This window comes from Gilliamella sp. B3801 (assembly GCF_026536645.1).
Taxonomy (GTDB): Bacteria; Pseudomonadota; Gammaproteobacteria; order Enterobacterales; family Orbaceae; genus Gilliamella; species Gilliamella apicola_I.
Genome location: NZ_JAFNNR010000002.1, coordinates 50,855 through 67,066, shown reverse-complemented (window position 1 = coordinate 67,066; position 16,212 = coordinate 50,855). Strand labels below are relative to the sequence as shown.

General features: G+C 34.0%; 13 protein-coding genes and 1 tRNA gene. 8 read left to right on the top strand and 6 right to left on the bottom strand.

Going from position 1 to position 16,212, the window contains the following annotated elements:
* Positions 1-33 precede the first annotated feature (33 nt).
* Positions 34-1,593, top strand: a complete 1,560-nt coding sequence (gene gshA, locus J3U14_RS01690) for a glutamate--cysteine ligase (protein WP_267350924.1) — start codon at positions 34-36, stop codon at positions 1,591-1,593.
* A 5-nt stretch (positions 1,594-1,598) separates the two neighbouring features.
* Positions 1,599-2,381: an endonuclease/exonuclease/phosphatase family protein gene (locus J3U14_RS01685; protein ID WP_267350926.1), complete on the top strand. Its 783-nt coding sequence runs from the start codon at positions 1,599-1,601 to the stop codon at positions 2,379-2,381.
* Here J3U14_RS01685 and J3U14_RS01680 read toward each other — a convergent pair.
* The 3 genes from J3U14_RS01680 to rnhA all read right to left on the bottom strand — a co-directional run bounded on the left by J3U14_RS01680 (position 2,359) and on the right by rnhA (position 4,940).
* Positions 2,359-3,615 carry a transglycosylase SLT domain-containing protein gene (locus J3U14_RS01680; RefSeq protein WP_267350928.1) on the bottom strand — a complete coding sequence of 419 codons (1,257 nt, stop codon included), beginning with the start codon at positions 3,613-3,615 and terminating at the stop codon, positions 2,359-2,361. The genes J3U14_RS01685 and J3U14_RS01680 overlap by 23 nt on opposite strands.
* Before the next feature lie 42 nt (positions 3,616-3,657).
* On the bottom strand, positions 3,658-4,386 hold the full coding sequence (gene gloB / locus J3U14_RS01675) for a hydroxyacylglutathione hydrolase (RefSeq protein WP_267350930.1): 729 nt from the start codon (positions 4,384-4,386) through the stop codon (positions 3,658-3,660).
* A gap of 80 nt (positions 4,387-4,466) precedes the next feature.
* Positions 4,467-4,940 carry a ribonuclease HI gene (gene rnhA / locus J3U14_RS01670; RefSeq protein WP_267350932.1) on the bottom strand — a complete coding sequence of 158 codons (474 nt, stop codon included), beginning with the start codon at positions 4,938-4,940 and terminating at the stop codon, positions 4,467-4,469.
* A gap of 181 nt (positions 4,941-5,121) precedes the next feature.
* Here rnhA and dnaQ point away from each other — a divergent pair, with 181 nt between their 5' ends.
* Positions 5,122-5,862 carry a DNA polymerase III subunit epsilon gene (dnaQ, locus tag J3U14_RS01665; RefSeq protein ID WP_267350934.1) on the top strand — a complete coding sequence of 247 codons (741 nt, stop codon included), beginning with the start codon at positions 5,122-5,124 and terminating at the stop codon, positions 5,860-5,862.
* Positions 5,863-5,974: 112 nt separating this feature from the next.
* A tRNA-Asp gene (locus J3U14_RS01660) sits at positions 5,975-6,051 on the top strand.
* A 64-nt stretch (positions 6,052-6,115) separates the two neighbouring features.
* Here the strand turns inward: J3U14_RS01660 and J3U14_RS01655 are convergent.
* Positions 6,116-6,979 (bottom strand): HNH endonuclease, encoded by an 864-nt coding sequence (locus tag J3U14_RS01655; protein WP_267350936.1) that lies wholly within the window; start codon positions 6,977-6,979, stop codon positions 6,116-6,118.
* 1 nt (position 6,980) lies between these two features.
* Positions 6,981-8,570, bottom strand: coding sequence for an ATP-dependent nuclease (locus tag J3U14_RS01650; RefSeq protein WP_267350937.1), 1,590 nt, complete (start codon positions 8,568-8,570; stop codon positions 6,981-6,983).
* Positions 8,571-8,848: 278 nt separating this feature from the next.
* Between J3U14_RS01650 and J3U14_RS11680 the strand changes: the two genes are divergently transcribed.
* Positions 8,849-9,202 (top strand): YbaN family protein, encoded by a 354-nt coding sequence (locus J3U14_RS11680; RefSeq protein WP_416380140.1) that lies wholly within the window; start codon positions 8,849-8,851, stop codon positions 9,200-9,202.
* Between the two features lie 79 nt (positions 9,203-9,281).
* On the opposite strand, the gene J3U14_RS01645 is transcribed toward J3U14_RS11680, so the two are convergent.
* Positions 9,282-10,334, bottom strand: a complete 1,053-nt coding sequence (locus J3U14_RS01645) for a hypothetical protein (protein WP_267350938.1) — start codon at positions 10,332-10,334, stop codon at positions 9,282-9,284.
* A gap of 504 nt (positions 10,335-10,838) precedes the next feature.
* Between J3U14_RS01645 and J3U14_RS01640 the strand changes: the two genes are divergently transcribed.
* From J3U14_RS01640 to J3U14_RS01630, 3 genes are all read left to right on the top strand, one after another.
* Complete coding sequence (locus tag J3U14_RS01640) at positions 10,839-13,610, top strand: flavocytochrome c (protein ID WP_267350939.1); 2,772 nt, start codon at positions 10,839-10,841, stop codon at positions 13,608-13,610.
* A gap of 16 nt (positions 13,611-13,626) precedes the next feature.
* Positions 13,627-14,592, top strand: coding sequence for an FAD:protein FMN transferase (locus J3U14_RS01635; RefSeq protein WP_267350941.1), 966 nt, complete (start codon positions 13,627-13,629; stop codon positions 14,590-14,592).
* Between the two features lie 81 nt (positions 14,593-14,673).
* The gene (locus J3U14_RS01630) at positions 14,674-16,137 is read left to right on the top strand and encodes a DASS family sodium-coupled anion symporter (RefSeq protein ID WP_267350943.1); all 1,464 of its coding nucleotides are present in this window, start codon (positions 14,674-14,676) and stop codon (positions 16,135-16,137) included.
* The last annotated feature ends 75 nt before the right edge of the window (positions 16,138-16,212 follow it).

Below are 16,212 nucleotides of genomic sequence, written 5' to 3'. Positions count from 1 at the left end.
TATATAAAACTCAATTTAGGATAAATAAAGATTATGATACCTGATGTTTCTAAAGCACTTAATTGGTTAGAAAAACATTATACTATCTTACAAGGTATTCAACGTGGACTGGAACGAGAGACCTTACGAATTTTACCCGATGGTTCTTTATCTAAAACGCCTTTTCCCAATAAAATTGGTTCAGCCTTAACTCACCCTTGGATCACAACTGATTTTGCTGAGTCGATGCTTGAATTTATAACACCGGTCAATACGAACATTGATTATATGCTCACGTTTTTGCGAGATTTACATCGTTATGCCAGTATTAATATTGGTGATGAAATGATGTGGCCACTCAGTATGCCGTGTTTTGTTGCGAAAGAAGACGATATTATTTTAGCGCAATATGGTTCTTCAAACGAAGGGCGTTTAAAAACACTGTATCGTGAGGGATTAAAAAACCGTTATGGTGCAATGATGCAAACTATTTCAGGTGTCCATTATAATTTTTCTTTACCGACAGCATTTTGGCAAGCAAGAGACGGGATAAAAAATACTGAAGAGGGTAAAGATGTTATTTCAGAAGGCTATTTCACTTTAATTCGTAACTATTATCGCTTTGGTTGGGTAATCCCGTATCTTTTTGGTGCATCACCATCAATGTGCTCTTCATTTATCCAAGATCCCGAAAAAGCGAAAGCATTCATTGAACAAACTAACGGCAACTGTTATTTACCTTATGCCACATCTTTAAGGCTTAGCGATATTGGTTATACCAATAATGCTCAAAAGCAATTGGGTATCACTTTTAATCATTTGAATACTTATGTCGAGGGATTAAAACGCGCAACTAAAACACAATCTCCCGAATTTAGTCGCTTAGGCATTAAAGTTGATGGTCAGTATCGTCAATTAAATGATAAAGTCTTACAAATTGAAAATGAGTTTTATGCGCCGATTCGTCCTAAACGTGTTCCTAGGGCAGGGGAATCACCTTCAGATGCATTGCTACGTGGTGGAATTGAGTATATCGAAGTAAGAGCTTTAGATGTTAATCCATTTTCACCAATCGGTATTACAGAAGAACAGATTCGATTTATCGATTTATTTTTAATTTGGTGTGCATTAGCACCGGCACCTGAAATGAGCAGTCAAGAGCTAGAGTGCGCAAAATTAAACTGGAATCGAGTTATTTTAGAAGGTCGGAAACCGGGGATTGAAATAACAATGGGGTGTGGAAGTTATCATGAACCAATGGCCAAAGTAGGTCATCAATTATTTAAGGATTTACTACGTGTTGCTGATGTTTTAGATCATCATGATGAAAAACAGCACTACCGTAAGGTTTGTGAGCGACTTGATGTTATGTTTGATTATCCAGAATTAACTTTATCAGCAAGAACATTACAGGCGATAAGTGATTTGGGAACAGCTAAATTTGGTTTAGCTTTAGCAAGTCAATATAAAAAACAGTTATTGTCAGAACCTTTAGCCGTGTTAACCGATAATGATTTTGTTCAACAGCGCTATATTTCACTTGAGAAACAGAAAAGATTAGAAGAAAATGATAAAGTATCGTTTGATGAATATTTAGCTCAACAAAATAAATAGTTAATATGTTTAAACATCGAGATTATACATTACGATATCGGGCAAATAATGAAGTAGAAATTATTTTGCCCAATAGTCAATTGATAGTAAATAAACCATTAATTGATAAAACTACTTTTACAATTATGGTTTGGAATATTTTTAAACAAAAAAGAGCCGACTGTATTCAAATTTTAGAACATTATGCAGATGAAACTAAATTGATATTATTACAAGAAGCGCAAACCACACCACAATTATTGAACTTTATTACCCAACAAAATAAGATAGCAGACCATGTGCCCGCTTACTGCTTCAATAATATTTATGCTGGTGTGATGACAATTACAGATACATTACCTATCTCTATCTATTCATTTAGAGAAAAAGAACCCCTTATTCGCGTTCCAAAATCCGCTTTAATCACGATATATCCTATTTATAACTCAACTCAACAATTGCTGGTTGCGAACATTCATGCCGTTAACTTTAGTATTGGTGTGAAAAGTTATCGGCAACAAATGCATATGCTATTAAATCGAATCAAGGAGCATAATGGACCGGTGATCTTAGCGGGTGATTTCAATGCTTGGAGTCAACAGCGGTTAAATCTTTTATATCATTTAGTAAGTACAATCGACCTCAAACCGGTGAATTTTTCAATTGATATTCGAAAAACATTTATGGGAAGACCATTAGATTTTGTATTTTATCGAGGATTACAATTAGATACAGCAAAAATAATTAGTACTTCGGCATCTGATCATAATCCTTTATTGGTCAAATTTAGATTGGATTTGCAAGATTAATGGTTAATACATCACCTTCTTTGATATCCTGATCGGTCAAATTATTCCAAGTTAAAATATCTGTAATTTTAACACGATAATTTTTAGCTATAGTTACTAAATCATCACCTGCTTTAACTTGATAAGTGATCTGTTTATTGGATTTAGTATGAAGCGTTTTATTCTTATTATTTATTCCACTTGACACTTCGGACTTGATTGCTACTGTTTTGACTTCCAAAGGCATAGTGTTATGAGGCACATCTTGTAAAAGTTCTGTGATTTCGGCTGAAACAAGATTTTGTGCTTGTAGCTTTTTATGTAAATCTTCCGCATAAGAATACGGAACCAGTAAATGAAATGGTCCACTTACAGTTTGTTGTAAATAGCCTGCATTAAAACTTTTTAAGTCGTTAATTGGTATCCCGGTATATTGAGCAATTTTAGCTAATGAAATATTTTTAGACATATCAATTCTAACTAATGAGTTTTCATAGTTACAATCGGGTAATTTAATACCGTAACGTTCACTATTTTTTACAATATCAATAATGGCTAAAATCTTTGGTACATAGTGTCGGGTTTCAGTTGGTAAATCCAGCGCCCAATAATTTGTTGGTAAACCATTTGCTTTATTTTGTGCAATTGCTTTTCTAATGCGACCTTCGCCAGCATTATAAGCAGCAAGAGTTAATAACCAATCCCCTTTAAAACGACCATTCAGATCTTTTAACAGCGTTATCGCTGAATTTGTTGATGCAATTAAATCACGTCTTGGATCAAATGAGTGACTTTTATTGAGACCGTATTCTCTGGCCGTTATGGGTACAATCTGCCATAAACCGGCAGCTTTACCAGCCGATGTTGCTAACGGATCGTAGGCACTTTCAATCAGTGGAATTAAAGCTAATTCTACCGGTAAATTATTTTGACGTAGTTGATCCATTATGTAATATACATAAGGCTCAGAACGAAGCGCTGTAGTTTCAAAAGCTTTAGGGTTGCGTAATAAAAGCGCTCTTTCTTCTTTAATACGATTATTTTCAGGGACTTTCACATTCAGTTGGCTTATCATATAATGCCAAGGATTTTGAGTAATTAATTTATTATTAATTCCACTACTTTTTAAAAGTCCACTGGTAACGATTGATTCTGAGTTATGTGTTGGATAGACACTACTATTATATTGAGATTGATGGTTTTGGCATGCAACCAAAAACGAACATAATGCTGTGAATATAAATAACTTTTTCATTACCTTAAAATATTAAACATTTATTAAAACCGTATATTATACCTAAAAAATATCCTTTTGGCTTCTAAAAAAAACAAATAAATCTAACTCATTGTTAAAATTTAATTTATTTTGTATGTTTTTTTCTTTACATCGTAGAAAAACATTAATTTGTTTTTCATTTCTTAAAGTAGATGGTAAAGTAATTGATTTATCGGAAATTAAATCATAATAGGCACTAATTTTAATATCATTTGGTAACATATTGAGTGCAAAATCGAGATTAGATTTAGTATATTCATGACCAGCACAGACAAGGGTATCATCAGGTAATTGGGCTAATTTGTTAAGTGAATTTAGCATTTGCTGATAAGTACCTTCAAATACACGTCCACAACCAGCCGATAACAGCGTATCGCCACAAAAAAGATAAGGCTGACAATAGTAAGCCAAATGACCCAATGTATGACCTGGTACAGGAATTATCTCAAATTTAAAATCGGCAATAATTAATTTATCCCTATTTTCTACATATTGAATAGGTAAAGGAATCTCTTTGGGCCCATATACCTCAATAGAATTAAAATCATTTTGTAGTTTTAGCACACCGCCAATGTGATCTATATGGTGATGAGTAAGCAAAATTGCAAGGGGTGTTAAATTATGTAGATGTAGATAGTTATAAACAGGTTCGGCTGCCCCTGGATCAATGATAATAACTTGTTTAGCATTATTTTCTAATAACCAGACATAATTGTCTTTTAAAACGGGGATTATGTGTAATTTATACATAAATGAAATCCATGCTATTAAGTGACATTTGATAACTATAATGGGTTGGTCTCATGTGAAATAATAGGGTTTAAAACTTATTACGCTGAATTTGATTCTTCAAAAAAAGTATCCACTAAAGTAGGGGACTCAGCTTTAGATTTGGCTATGATATCACATTGTTCATTTTCAGGATGCCCTGCATGGCCTTTAACCCAAATCCAATCGATTTTATGTGTTTGTACCGCTTTATCAAGCCGCATCCATAAATCAACATTTTTGACAGATTTGTTATTTGCGGTTTTCCATCCATTTTTTTTCCAGGTATAAATCCATTTTGAAATGCCATTTTTCAAATATTGGCTATCAGAATAGAGATCAATTTGACAAGGCTCTTTTAATTTTTCTAAAGCGACAATTGCAGCTAATAACTCCATTCGATTATTAGTTGTATTAAAATATCCTTCTGCTAATATTTTTTCATTGTGCTTATATCTTAAAATGGCAGCATATCCGCCAGGCCCAGGGTTTCCAAGACAAGAACCATCTGTGTATATTCTGATTTGTTTTAACATTTTTGCAAACTTTTCGGCAAACTAGGTTGATAATTCCCAAAATGTAACACAATTTAAAAATGGTAAGCAAATCTGAAGATTCTGCTTCCAATAGCGGGTAGGTATCAACATTAATAGTATTTAATGGTAAACTATATCACTAATTCGTAGTTTTCCCAATGTTTGATATAAAGAGAATAACGTGATAACTCATTCTACTCGCCAAATTGTACTCGATACAGAAACAACAGGTATGAATCAAGATGGAAATAATCATTATGAAGGACATAAGATTATTGAAATTGGTGCTGTTGAAATCATCAATCGCCGTTTAACAGGCAATCATTTTCATGTCTATATTAATCCAGAACGCTTAATTGATGAAGAAGCGTTTAAAGTTCATGGTATAAGCAATGAAGCTGTTAAAGATAAACCCATATTCAAAAATATTGCCCATGATTTTATTAAGTTTATTGATGGTGCTGAATTAATTATCCATAATGCATCGTTTGATGTTGGGTTTATGGATTATGAGTTTCGTCTTTGTGGTTTAGATTATAAAACTGCTGATCACTGTATTGTTACCGATACTTTAGCAATGGCAAGACGCCTGTTCCCAGGCAAACGTAATAATTTAGATGTGCTTTGTGAACGCTACCAAATTGATAATTCTCATCGTACACTTCATGGCGCTTTACTGGATGCTGAGATTTTAGCTGAAGTATATTTAGCTATGACGGGGGGACAAACGACATTATCCTTTAATATGGATGAACATAGTCTAGCTAATGGTGAAAACAGCAATACCCTTCAAAGAATAGAGCGAGGATCGACCCCTTTAAAAGTCATAAAAGCATCAGAATATGAACTTTCAGAACATGAAACTGTTTTATCAAAAATTGATAAAAAAAGTGGCGGAGCATTATGGCGCGCCAGTAAATGATTGTTTTCTATTCAATTGATTGCATATTTTAAAATATCTATTGACGCCATCGAAAATAATCTTTAATATCACGCCTACTTCAGCAGTGATGCCTTGAAGTAGTCTAAAAAGCGGAGCGGTAGTTCAGTTGGTTAGAATACCTGCCTGTCACGCAGGGGGTCGCGGGTTCGAGCCCCGTCCGTTCCGCCAATTTAATCAGTTTTTCCATAATGTTTTTGTTCCAATCCTCTATATAAAATCAATAGTTATTTATTTATAATTCGCCTTTTTGAATTTTAATCAAATAATTGAGTGCTTCTTCGTTATTTTGTAATCCATGATAAAAACAGGCATCCCAATTATTGGGTGTTCCGCCATTATTCTCGTAAATTAATTGGATTTCATATAATTTTTTTATGATGTCTTCTAAATTAATTGCGTTTTTTATATATATCTTTGGTGATTCACATAATTTTGTCCATAAATAAGAGAAATGATTCTTGATTCCTGAAGGGATGACAATATTCTTGATGTGCCATTCAACTATAATTTTTTCTTCATCTTTTACATCTATGGCTATAGGAGTAATTAACGGTGCTCGCCAGTCTGGTTTAAAGTGAGATGACATGATTCTTTTTTCAATAAATTTATCAAAATAAGGGTGAATAGGCCTTTCATGTAATATATCTCCTTTTATTTTTAATGATCGTTCCTTATTGCATCTATCACAAGCAGGTATCAGGTTCTTGGAAAAAAAAGAGTATTCTGGAAAGATTGATTTAGGTAAATAATGATCGATTGTTCCATTGCCATGTCTCCCACACATTGGGCATGCACCTTGAATACTTTCTCTCAGCGATTTAATGAATTTAAGTGCTTGTGGCGGGTTATCATATAAAAGATTCATGTGTTGTTTAAATGCCGATAATGAAGGTATTATTTCTTCTGACAATGAATTAATAAACCAAGGGTTACCATTATGCTTATCATAATGTTCGTAAGATTTTTTAATAATATCGATATAAGATGAAATAAACCGAATATGTTTTCCTTTTCGATTTTTTTGACAAAGTTCATCTAATTGACAGCTATCAATAATTTCTGCGCTATTATATTGTGGAAAATTTAATTTTCTCATATTAATATTCCATATTATTCCTTAGCTGTAAGAGGGCATCTGGACTTATTTCTCCAATATACTTATCGAGAATTTCATCGAAGGTTAAATCATCTTTAATGTTATCAACTAATTCATTGTATAGATGGATTAACAGATCATCGCCAAAGATTTCATTTGAGATGCTGGTCACATTAGCGCCTAATGTTTGCATTCGCGGCTGCTTAATTTTGAAATCTACTTCGTCCTTTTCAATAATATGAACTTGTGCACTTTGTACTTCTCTGACAATGTAAGGAGAATGAGTAGCGATTATAGCGATGGATTTTGTGGTCTCTAATACATTATTAAGAATTCTCATAAATTGAGAAATAAGGTTAGGATGTAAAAAAGTTTCTGGTTCATCAATAAGCAGTACTGATGCCGGTCCGACATTGGCAAAAACGTTTAAAATGAAACGGATAAATGTTGATTGTCCTAAACTTGGATGATATTTTTCGTCATTTTTATATATAACGAGATTTTTTTCTCGGTCAATCGTCGCTATCCTATCAAGCCAACGTTGTTCACCATTGTATCGGGCAAAGTTTTTTATTGCGATTTCGTGGTGTTGATCTAGGTTAGCCGAATGATCCACTAAAAGCGGAACTTTTATTGTTAAATCATAAAATTCTTGGGAAATGATATTACATAATTCGGATATTCTATTGTTTCTTAACACATCTACCAATAAATGGTTGTCTGTTTTTTCATTAAAAACCCTGTCGTTCTGAATATTAGGATCTAGCTGTGAAATAGAAACACTAGGATTATTGATAAGTTCTTTGTCAATTGAATTAAGTGTTGCATGATGAGCAAACAAAATAACTTGGTTAAAGTCAAGTTGTGGAACAATTGAGATATGTTTTGATTGTCTATCAGCAAGCGCTTTAACGAGTTCTGTCAGTATCGTTGTTTTTCCACATCCATTTTGCCCTATTATGGTCGCAATGCGACCCCGTAATTTATTCTGATTGGTAAATTTAAATTCGAGTTGAAGAGAATCTAAATTTTTAAACGTAATGTTGAAGGTTTGTTTAGAGTCGGCATTTTCAATGACTTTACCTTGTATAATAGAATATCCATGCCGATAAGCAAAATACGCCTCACTCGTTCTAAGCATAGCTCTACTATACACATCGGTTTTATAAAAATCATCCCACTTTGGTATTCTAGAAGGTTTATCCACATATAAACAAATATCATTTATTTCTTCCAGAATGTTTATTGCTCTTTCAAAACCAATTAATCGGCTGATGGCGCTATAAGATTTTTGATTTGTGAATAAATGAGCAAAAGCTAAATCTATCGAAAAAAGATTTACAAATTTCTCTTTTTTTAGAATTGTAGAAACATACTTATAAGTATTATCTTGATCTTTGAAAGCAAATTTTGAATCAAACCATTCAATTGAATTATCATTTAATCGAATACCTATTTCTGTCGCTAATTGGTATCCAAAATCATTCCAATAACTATCTATTGGTTTTATAAAAACCGATCCTTCTGTTAAAAATTTTGTCGAACAATCAGGAGAACAAAGAAGTATAGTTAACTTTTCCTTTTTTTCCATATTAAAACTGATCCAAAACTAAAATTACCTAAATATGTAATTGTTTTTATATAACACATTTAACATAAATGCAAAGAAAAATGTAATTTAATCAATATGAAAAAATCGTGTTTCATAACGTTTTTTTCTTTTAAAACTCTGTTATATACTTAAGTTGTCACACAATGAATAATTTATCCTAACTTTAGGCGTAATGATTAAGTTTCTTGGAATATTGAATTCATGCTTTGTTATTCGCAATCAAAAATTTTAATAATTATCTATAAGTATACTTAGTTATGTTAAAAAAATGGTTATTTATTATTATAGGTAGTGTTTCATTTTTGCTGGGAACAGTAGGCATTTTCGTGCCACTTTTGCCAACAGTACCATTCTATTTGTTAACCGCATATTTGTGGCTTAATAGTTCAGATCGTCTTTATCGCTGTTTTACTCAAAGTCATTATTATCAAACTTATATACAAAAGATGCTTATTGAGAAAAAAGCATCTAAAAAAAGTTTGTTTAAAATGCTAGCTATGGTTTTTATCGCATTGTTAATCCCATTTATTTTTTATTCATTCCTTGCATGTGCGCATTATTTTAGTAATCGTTTTTTTAGCGCATATTGTTATTGGCTTTTATTATTTTAGAAAAAAGAAAATTTAAAGAGAAAAGAAACGTAATTACAGGGTAAGTTACCCTGTAACAATTATAAATATTGCTAATAATCTAGTTCAGACTTTTCTTAATCTCTATAGCAAGTAACGGATTCCACATGGCTCCTGTCGCACTCATCACAGCATCAGCACCGTTTTTAATGAATTGATGATAATGTTCACTGTTGCTAACTCCACCAACACCTATAATGGTAAATTTTAAATCCATTTGTTGACGATATTTATTAAGGCGACTCACCATATCTAATCCAGCCCAACGTATGGCATCGCCACAAATTCCACCTTCCTTTCTATTTTCTCCTAAAGCTGGCTGACCATTTGCGTTAACAGGTTTAGCTGATAAGGTATTAATAGCACTTAATCCATCAATTATCGATCCGACTTTAGTAAGTAATGAAATAATTTTTTCATCATCCGGAAAATAGGCTAGTTTCAATATAAGTGGACGATCGGGAACTGCATTTTTAATTTCATTTACAATGCGTTCTACTTTATCAACATCAAAACAGAGTAATTTACTCGCTCCTTCATTTGGGCAACTCAAGTTTGCTTCAAGAATTGGGGCATTAGTTTCTCTTACTAATTTAGCGGCTAACGCATAATCTTTTTCAATTTCGCCATGTCCTTGTGTTCCTTGAAAGCTACCAATAACATATTGACCTTGACCAGCGGCTTTTACCGCATCAGCCATATCAGGTTGCCAAACATCGGGAGCAAGAGAAGGAACACCAAACGAATTGGTAATTGATAGCGGTTGAGTATAATTTGTATCTGCTAAGACAGTATCAAGATTACTGGATAATTTACCGTTAGGATGAACAGATAGCACATTCGGCAATGGATGACATTTGTGAAATCTTGTTCTTACAGTTTTATAGACGCATAAGTCAAATCCATACGCAAACGCAGCTTTAATATAATTGGCATTTAGGAGGGGACCGGCAGGCATTCCAAATGGTAAATTAACATCAAGATTGAGAAATTGACTGGTTTGGGTTGCGACATTTTCAACGTGACTTAATTGTGTAAAAAGCCCAAAAGGACCGTTTGCATAATTATCTTCGTAACTGATAGTGGGATCGTAAAACGGCGTTAAAGATTTCATAATATCTCCTGTGATGAGCACTTAAAAAAATTCTGAGGAAAGAGGGGTAAATTTTTGATAAAAAAAATCCTCCATAAAGGAGGATCAATAAATTGAATTAAAAAAGAGTGATACTTAATTTTGGATAATAATTTTTCTTTTTTCACTCTAATCATTCTTAGGTTCTCTTGGACAAACTTGCATGCATTCTAGCTTAATCTATTCAAACTTCAAGCCAATTATAATGATAAATATGTAACTAAATGAAATAGTTGCAGTGTTTTTTTTTAGATTTTATCGTTGTAATATGACTATCTTGAAAACTGCTTTGCTTACTTAAGCTACAATGTTATTTGTTTAGATAAACAAATAGCACATAATACTTTAAAAAATATATAAAAATTTTTGTCTAAAAAATAATACATCAGTACATTAATAGTCTGTTTCGAAGTGGAGAATGATTATAAGTAATGCTATTATTAACAACAGTTAATAAATCTGAATAAAATAATTAGGTATATAATAATGAAAAAAGAAAATATTTTTAAACCCTTCACTTTACCCAATGGCGTTGAATTAAAAAATAGAATAATGATGGCGCCAATGACGACCTGTTCCGGATTTTATGACGGTTCAGTTACGCATGATTTAATCGAGTATTATCGAGACCGAGCAGGTGAAATTGGAACAATCATCGTTGAGTGCGGGTTTGTCGATAATAAAGGATTAGCGTTTCCTGGTGCAATAGGTTTAGATAACGATGATAAAATTGAAGGATTAGCTAAAATTGCGAAAGCAATTAAAGAAAAGGGATCGAAAGCAGTCATTCAAGTTTATCACGGTGGTCGAATGGTTGAGCCAAAACTCATTGGTGGACAATCTCCTGTTGGACCAAGTGCTATCGCAGCCCCTAGAGTAGGCGCAGCAACACCGATCGCATTAACGGCAGACGAAGTCGACGACATGATCGAAAAATTTGGTCAAGCGGTACGTCGTGCTATTGAAGCCGGTTTCGATGGTGTTGAAATCCACGGTGCTAACACTTATTTAATCCAACAATTTTATTCTCCAAATTCAAATCAACGAACCGATAAATGGGGTGGAAGCCGTGATAATCGCTTGCAATTCCCTTTAGCAATCTTAGATATCACACATAAAATGGTTAAACAGTTTGCAACGCCAGAATTTATTGTTGGTTATCGTTTTTCTCCGGAAGAACTGGAAGTACCGGGTATTCGTTTTGATGACTCCATGTATCTACTTGAAAAGTTAGCAGACAAAGGTCTGGATTATATCCATTTTTCAATGGGCGCGATTTTAAGACCTTCAATTGTAGATACCCAAGATCCAACCCCGTTAATCAATAAATATGTGGCAATGCGATCTGCGACATTAGCTAAAATTCCGGTAGTAGGTGTAGGTAATGTGGTTAATCAAATTGATGTAGAAACGGCGATTGATAATGGTTACGATTTGGTCGCTGTTGGTCGAGCATGCATCGCTTATCCAGACTGGATTAGCCGTATTGAAAAAGGTGAACAACTGGAGCTGACTATCAGTAGTGACAAACGTGAAGAATTGAATATCCCTGAACCTTTATGGCGTTTTTCATTAGTTGAAGCATTAATTCGTGATGCAAGTCTAAATAATAAGAAATTCAAACCTGGTCAATATCAAGAAAAAGTTAATGATGAATCTTATGAATTTCTTATTAATGTCGAATTAGGCAAAGATTTCATTAAAGATATGCAACTTGTGAATGCCAATAAGTTTGATAACCAAGTTTTAGATAATTTTGCAGAAATTAAACAACGAATTATTAATTCAAACAGTCCACATGTGGATGCAATTTCTGGGGCTACATCACAGTGTGAAGCATTCAAAAAAGCCGTTACTAAGGCCATGACACAATCGAATAAAGAAGCCATTATTGCTGAAGGTGGTGATCCAAATGATAAATCTTACGATATTGTTGTTGTGGGAAGCGGGGGAGCAGGGCTGGCTTCTGCAATACGAGCTCATGATTTAGGGGCTAGCGTTGTTGTCGTTGAAAAAATGCCTGTTATTGGCGGAAATACCAATAAAGCGTCTGCTGGTATGAATGCAGCTGAAACTAAATTCCAAAAACTTAAAGGCATTGTTGACAGTAAGGATCTATTCTATAAAGAAACTTTGGCTGGTGGTAAAAATAAAAATAATCCGGAATTACTTCGTTACTTTGTTGAAAATGCCCCCGATGCGATTGATTGGTTAGATGAAAACGGTATTGAACTAAGTGGTATTACGACAACAGGTGGAATGAGTATCGACCGTACACATCGACCAGCAAGTGGTGCAGCTGTTGGCGGATTTTTGATTAGTGGATTGGTAAAAAATCTTAATAAACGTGGTATTGAAGTCATGTTAGATACCAATGTGACTGAAATCGTTACCGAAAATCATAAAGTTGTTGGCGTTAAAGTCGTTGAAGAAGACGGCACAAATTATATCATTAAAGCGAAAGCGGTGGTGATTGCAACGGGCGGATTTAGTGCTAACCGTGAAATGGTTGAAAAATATCGTCCTGACTTAAAAGGTTTTGTGACAACCAACCATAAAGGGGCGACAGGTTCTGGTATCATGATCTTAGAAAAACTTGGGGCTGGCACTGTTGATATGGGCGAAATTCAAATCCATCCAACTGTTGAACAAACTACCTCATATTTGATCTCAGAATCTATACGTGGCGGTGGCGCTATTCTTGTTTCTCAAGAAGGTAAACGTTTTGTTAATGAATTAGATACCCGAGATAAAGTTTCAGCGGATATTATCAAATTACCTGAACACTATTCCTATATTTTATTCGATCAACAAGTTCGTGACGAAAACAAAGCCGTTGAAGAGTATGTTTCTAATGATCTCGTTGTTCAAGCCGATTCAATTACTGAATTAGCTAACAAACTTTCTATTGATGCTAATAATCTGTCAAAAACGATTGAACGTTATAATGAGTTTGTAATTAACAAACAAGATGAGGATTTTGGTCGAACGACGGGAATGCGTCATCCAATTAACACCGCACCATTTTATGCAATTAAAATTGCACCGGGTGTTCACCATACAATGGGAGGTGTAACGATAAACACTGAAACACAAGTATTAGACAATGATAAACATGTGATTAAAGGTGTTTTTGCGGCTGGTGAGGTTGTTGGTGGTGTGCATGGAGCAAATCGCATTGGTGGTAATGCTGTTGCTGATATCATTATTTTTGGTATACAAGCAGGTAAAAAAGCCACAGATTACATTAATAGTTAATTGAACTTTGCTAAAAATGGTAAGTTCTACCTACGACTATTCTCAAACATTGATGGGGATGACGGTAACATTGACGCTATTAGAGCAAAATGAAACCGTCGCAAAACTTGCTTTTGCTACCATTAAATTGCTTGAAGATAAATTGACTGTTAACCGCCCACTTTCGGAGGTTATGTCAATCAATCTTGCAGCAGGCAAACATCCTGTTGAGGTAAGCTTACCTGTATTTTCACTTATTAAACAGGCTTGGCAACTGAGCGTGAATCCCTCAAGTTGTTTTAATATGGCTATCGGCCCTGTCGTCAAACTTTGGAAAATAGGCTTTAAAGGAGATAGTATTCCTGCCGATCATCATATCAAACAACAACTATTATTAACCGATCCATTTGATATAGAATTAAATGATACAACCCATTCTGTTTTTTTAAAAAAAGCAGGAATGGAGATAGATCTTGGTGCTATCGCAAAAGGTTATATCGCCGATGTCATTCAAAATCTGTTACTTGAACATCATATTCACCATGGCATCATAAATTTAGGTGGAAATGTACTAACGTTAGGAGCCTCCCCAATAGAAAAGTCAGGTTGTTGGTGTATAGGGTTAAGAAAACCCTTTTCTTTATCTGATGAGTTAGCAGGTATAATAAAAGTTAAAAATAAATCAGTCGTTACTTCGGGCATTTATGAACGTTATTTTGTGCAAAATAATCGGCTTTATCATCATATTTTCAATCCTTTAACTGGCTATCCTCTTGATAATGAAATTGAAAGCGTTACCGTTATTTCAAATACTTCTCTTGAAGGCGATATTTATTCAACGATTTTTTATGGATTAGGCGTAAATGCCAGTGGTGAATATTTAAAAAAACATCCAGATATTTCAGCCATTTTTTTACTAAAAAATAAAACGATGACACTGATCAATCCGAAAAATTTTAATTTTGATCTAATTGATAAACACTATGAAATAAATCTGCATTAAGAACCAATGACAATGAAATTGCTAAACTTTTATTGTTTTAAGTGAATTAATTACGTTTTTACATTAAAGAAGGAAATTATTATGAACGCAGTGAAAAAAACACCAGTAAAATGGTTACCGCTCATAATTATTGCTGCTATTTCAGCAATATTATGGCTATTTGTTTCGCCTCCACAAGGAATAAGTACAGAAGGTTGGCGAACAAGCATTATTTTTGTGGCAACGATTGCCTGTATTGTTGCAGAAATTATGCCAATTGGCGCAATTGGCTTATTAGCCATTACGGTTTTTGCTATTTTAAGACCATCTGGTGCAGCTAATGCAACTGAGTCTATCAAGATATCATTAAGTGAATTAAATAGTAGCTTAATTTGGTTGATCGTTGTTGCTTTTATGATTGCGCGAGGATTTATTAAAACTGGTTTAAGCAAACGTATTGCTTATTATTTAGTAAAAATTTTAGGTAAAAACACTTTAGGCTTAGCTTATGGTTTATCTGTAACAGATGTGGCATTGGCGCCTGCCATTCCAAGTACGACAGCTCGTGCTGGTGGTGTGATTTATCCAATCGCTGAAGCGTTATCGATTAACTTTAATTCTAATCCGAAGGATGAATCAAGAAATCGAATTGGCACTTTTTTAATGTTAACCATTAGTCATATCAATGATATTACCTCAGCAATGTTTTTGACTGCATTTACCGGTAATTTATTAGCCACTAAATTAGTCACAGAAACATTAGGCGTGACATTGGGATGGGGACAGTGGTTTATTGCAGCTATCGTACCTTGTTTGGTTTCTTTTATTGTGATTCCATTAGTCATTTATTTCTTAACCAATCCAGAGCTTAAAAAGACACCTGATGCGCCAAGATTAGCCGTTGAAGAATTGAAAAAAATGGGACCAATTACCGCTAAAGAAATTATTATGGGTGGGACGGTAATTTTATTATTAGGTCTTTGGATTTTCGGTAAAGACTATTTAGGTATTGATGCAACAACGACTGCTTTTATTGGTTTAACGATTTTAATCTTAACTGGTGTACTAAGCTGGGATGATGTGAAAGGTGAAAAAGCGGCATGGGATACCTTAATTTGGTTTGCGGCTTTATTAATGATAGCAGGACAAGTCAATAAGCTAGGTGTTACAAAATGGCTAGGCGATACTATCGGTAGTGCAGTAAAGGGGCATTTAGGTGATAGTAGCTGGGTATTTGTTATCATTATTTTGTGTGTTGCCTATGTTTATTTACACTATTTCTTTGCTAGTGGCAATGCGCATATTGCGGCGCTATTTCCAGTATTCTTATCTGTAGCAGTGGCACTTCATGTTCCACCAATGATTGCGATATTTGCATTAGTTATTTGTACCAACTATTTTGGTTCCATTACCCAATTTGCCAATGCTCGAAATCCGTTGTTATTTGCTGAAGGTTTTGTTCCAGTCAAAACATGGTGGAAAGTAGGATTTATCTGTAGCGTTGTTAACTTAACCATTGTGTTTACCGTTGGTCTTTTGTGGTGGAAAATGTTGGAATTAGGTTAAGAAATAACGTATCTTAAACACTATTCAACAAAAAAACCGTCAGAAATTGGCGGTTTTTTTATCCTCTAATTATGA

What these genes read in the sequence shown, in the direction of transcription:
- gshA (WP_267350924.1), top strand. Translation starts at nt 34, where the DNA reads ATGATACCTGATGTTTCTAAAGCACTTAATTGGTTAGAAAAACATTAT.
- J3U14_RS01685 (WP_267350926.1), top strand. Translation starts at nt 1,599, where the DNA reads ATGTTTAAACATCGAGATTATACATTACGATATCGGGCAAATAATGAA.
- J3U14_RS01680 (WP_267350928.1), bottom strand. Translation starts at nt 3,615, where the DNA reads ATGAAAAAGTTATTTATATTCACAGCATTATGTTCGTTTTTGGTTGCA.
- gloB (WP_267350930.1), bottom strand. Translation starts at nt 4,386, where the DNA reads ATGTATAAATTACACATAATCCCCGTTTTAAAAGACAATTATGTCTGG.
- rnhA (WP_267350932.1), bottom strand. Translation starts at nt 4,940, where the DNA reads ATGTTAAAACAAATCAGAATATACACAGATGGTTCTTGTCTTGGAAAC.
- J3U14_RS01655 (WP_267350936.1), bottom strand. Translation starts at nt 6,979, where the DNA reads ATGAGAAAATTAAATTTTCCACAATATAATAGCGCAGAAATTATTGAT.
- J3U14_RS01650 (WP_267350937.1), bottom strand. Translation starts at nt 8,570, where the DNA reads ATGGAAAAAAAGGAAAAGTTAACTATACTTCTTTGTTCTCCTGATTGT.
- J3U14_RS11680 (WP_416380140.1), top strand. Translation starts at nt 8,849, where the DNA reads ATGTTAAAAAAATGGTTATTTATTATTATAGGTAGTGTTTCATTTTTG.
- J3U14_RS01645 (WP_267350938.1), bottom strand. Translation starts at nt 10,334, where the DNA reads ATGAAATCTTTAACGCCGTTTTACGATCCCACTATCAGTTACGAAGAT.
- J3U14_RS01640 (WP_267350939.1), top strand. Translation starts at nt 10,839, where the DNA reads ATGAAAAAAGAAAATATTTTTAAACCCTTCACTTTACCCAATGGCGTT.
- J3U14_RS01635 (WP_267350941.1), top strand. Translation starts at nt 13,627, where the DNA reads ATGGTAAGTTCTACCTACGACTATTCTCAAACATTGATGGGGATGACG.
- J3U14_RS01630 (WP_267350943.1), top strand. Translation starts at nt 14,674, where the DNA reads ATGAACGCAGTGAAAAAAACACCAGTAAAATGGTTACCGCTCATAATT.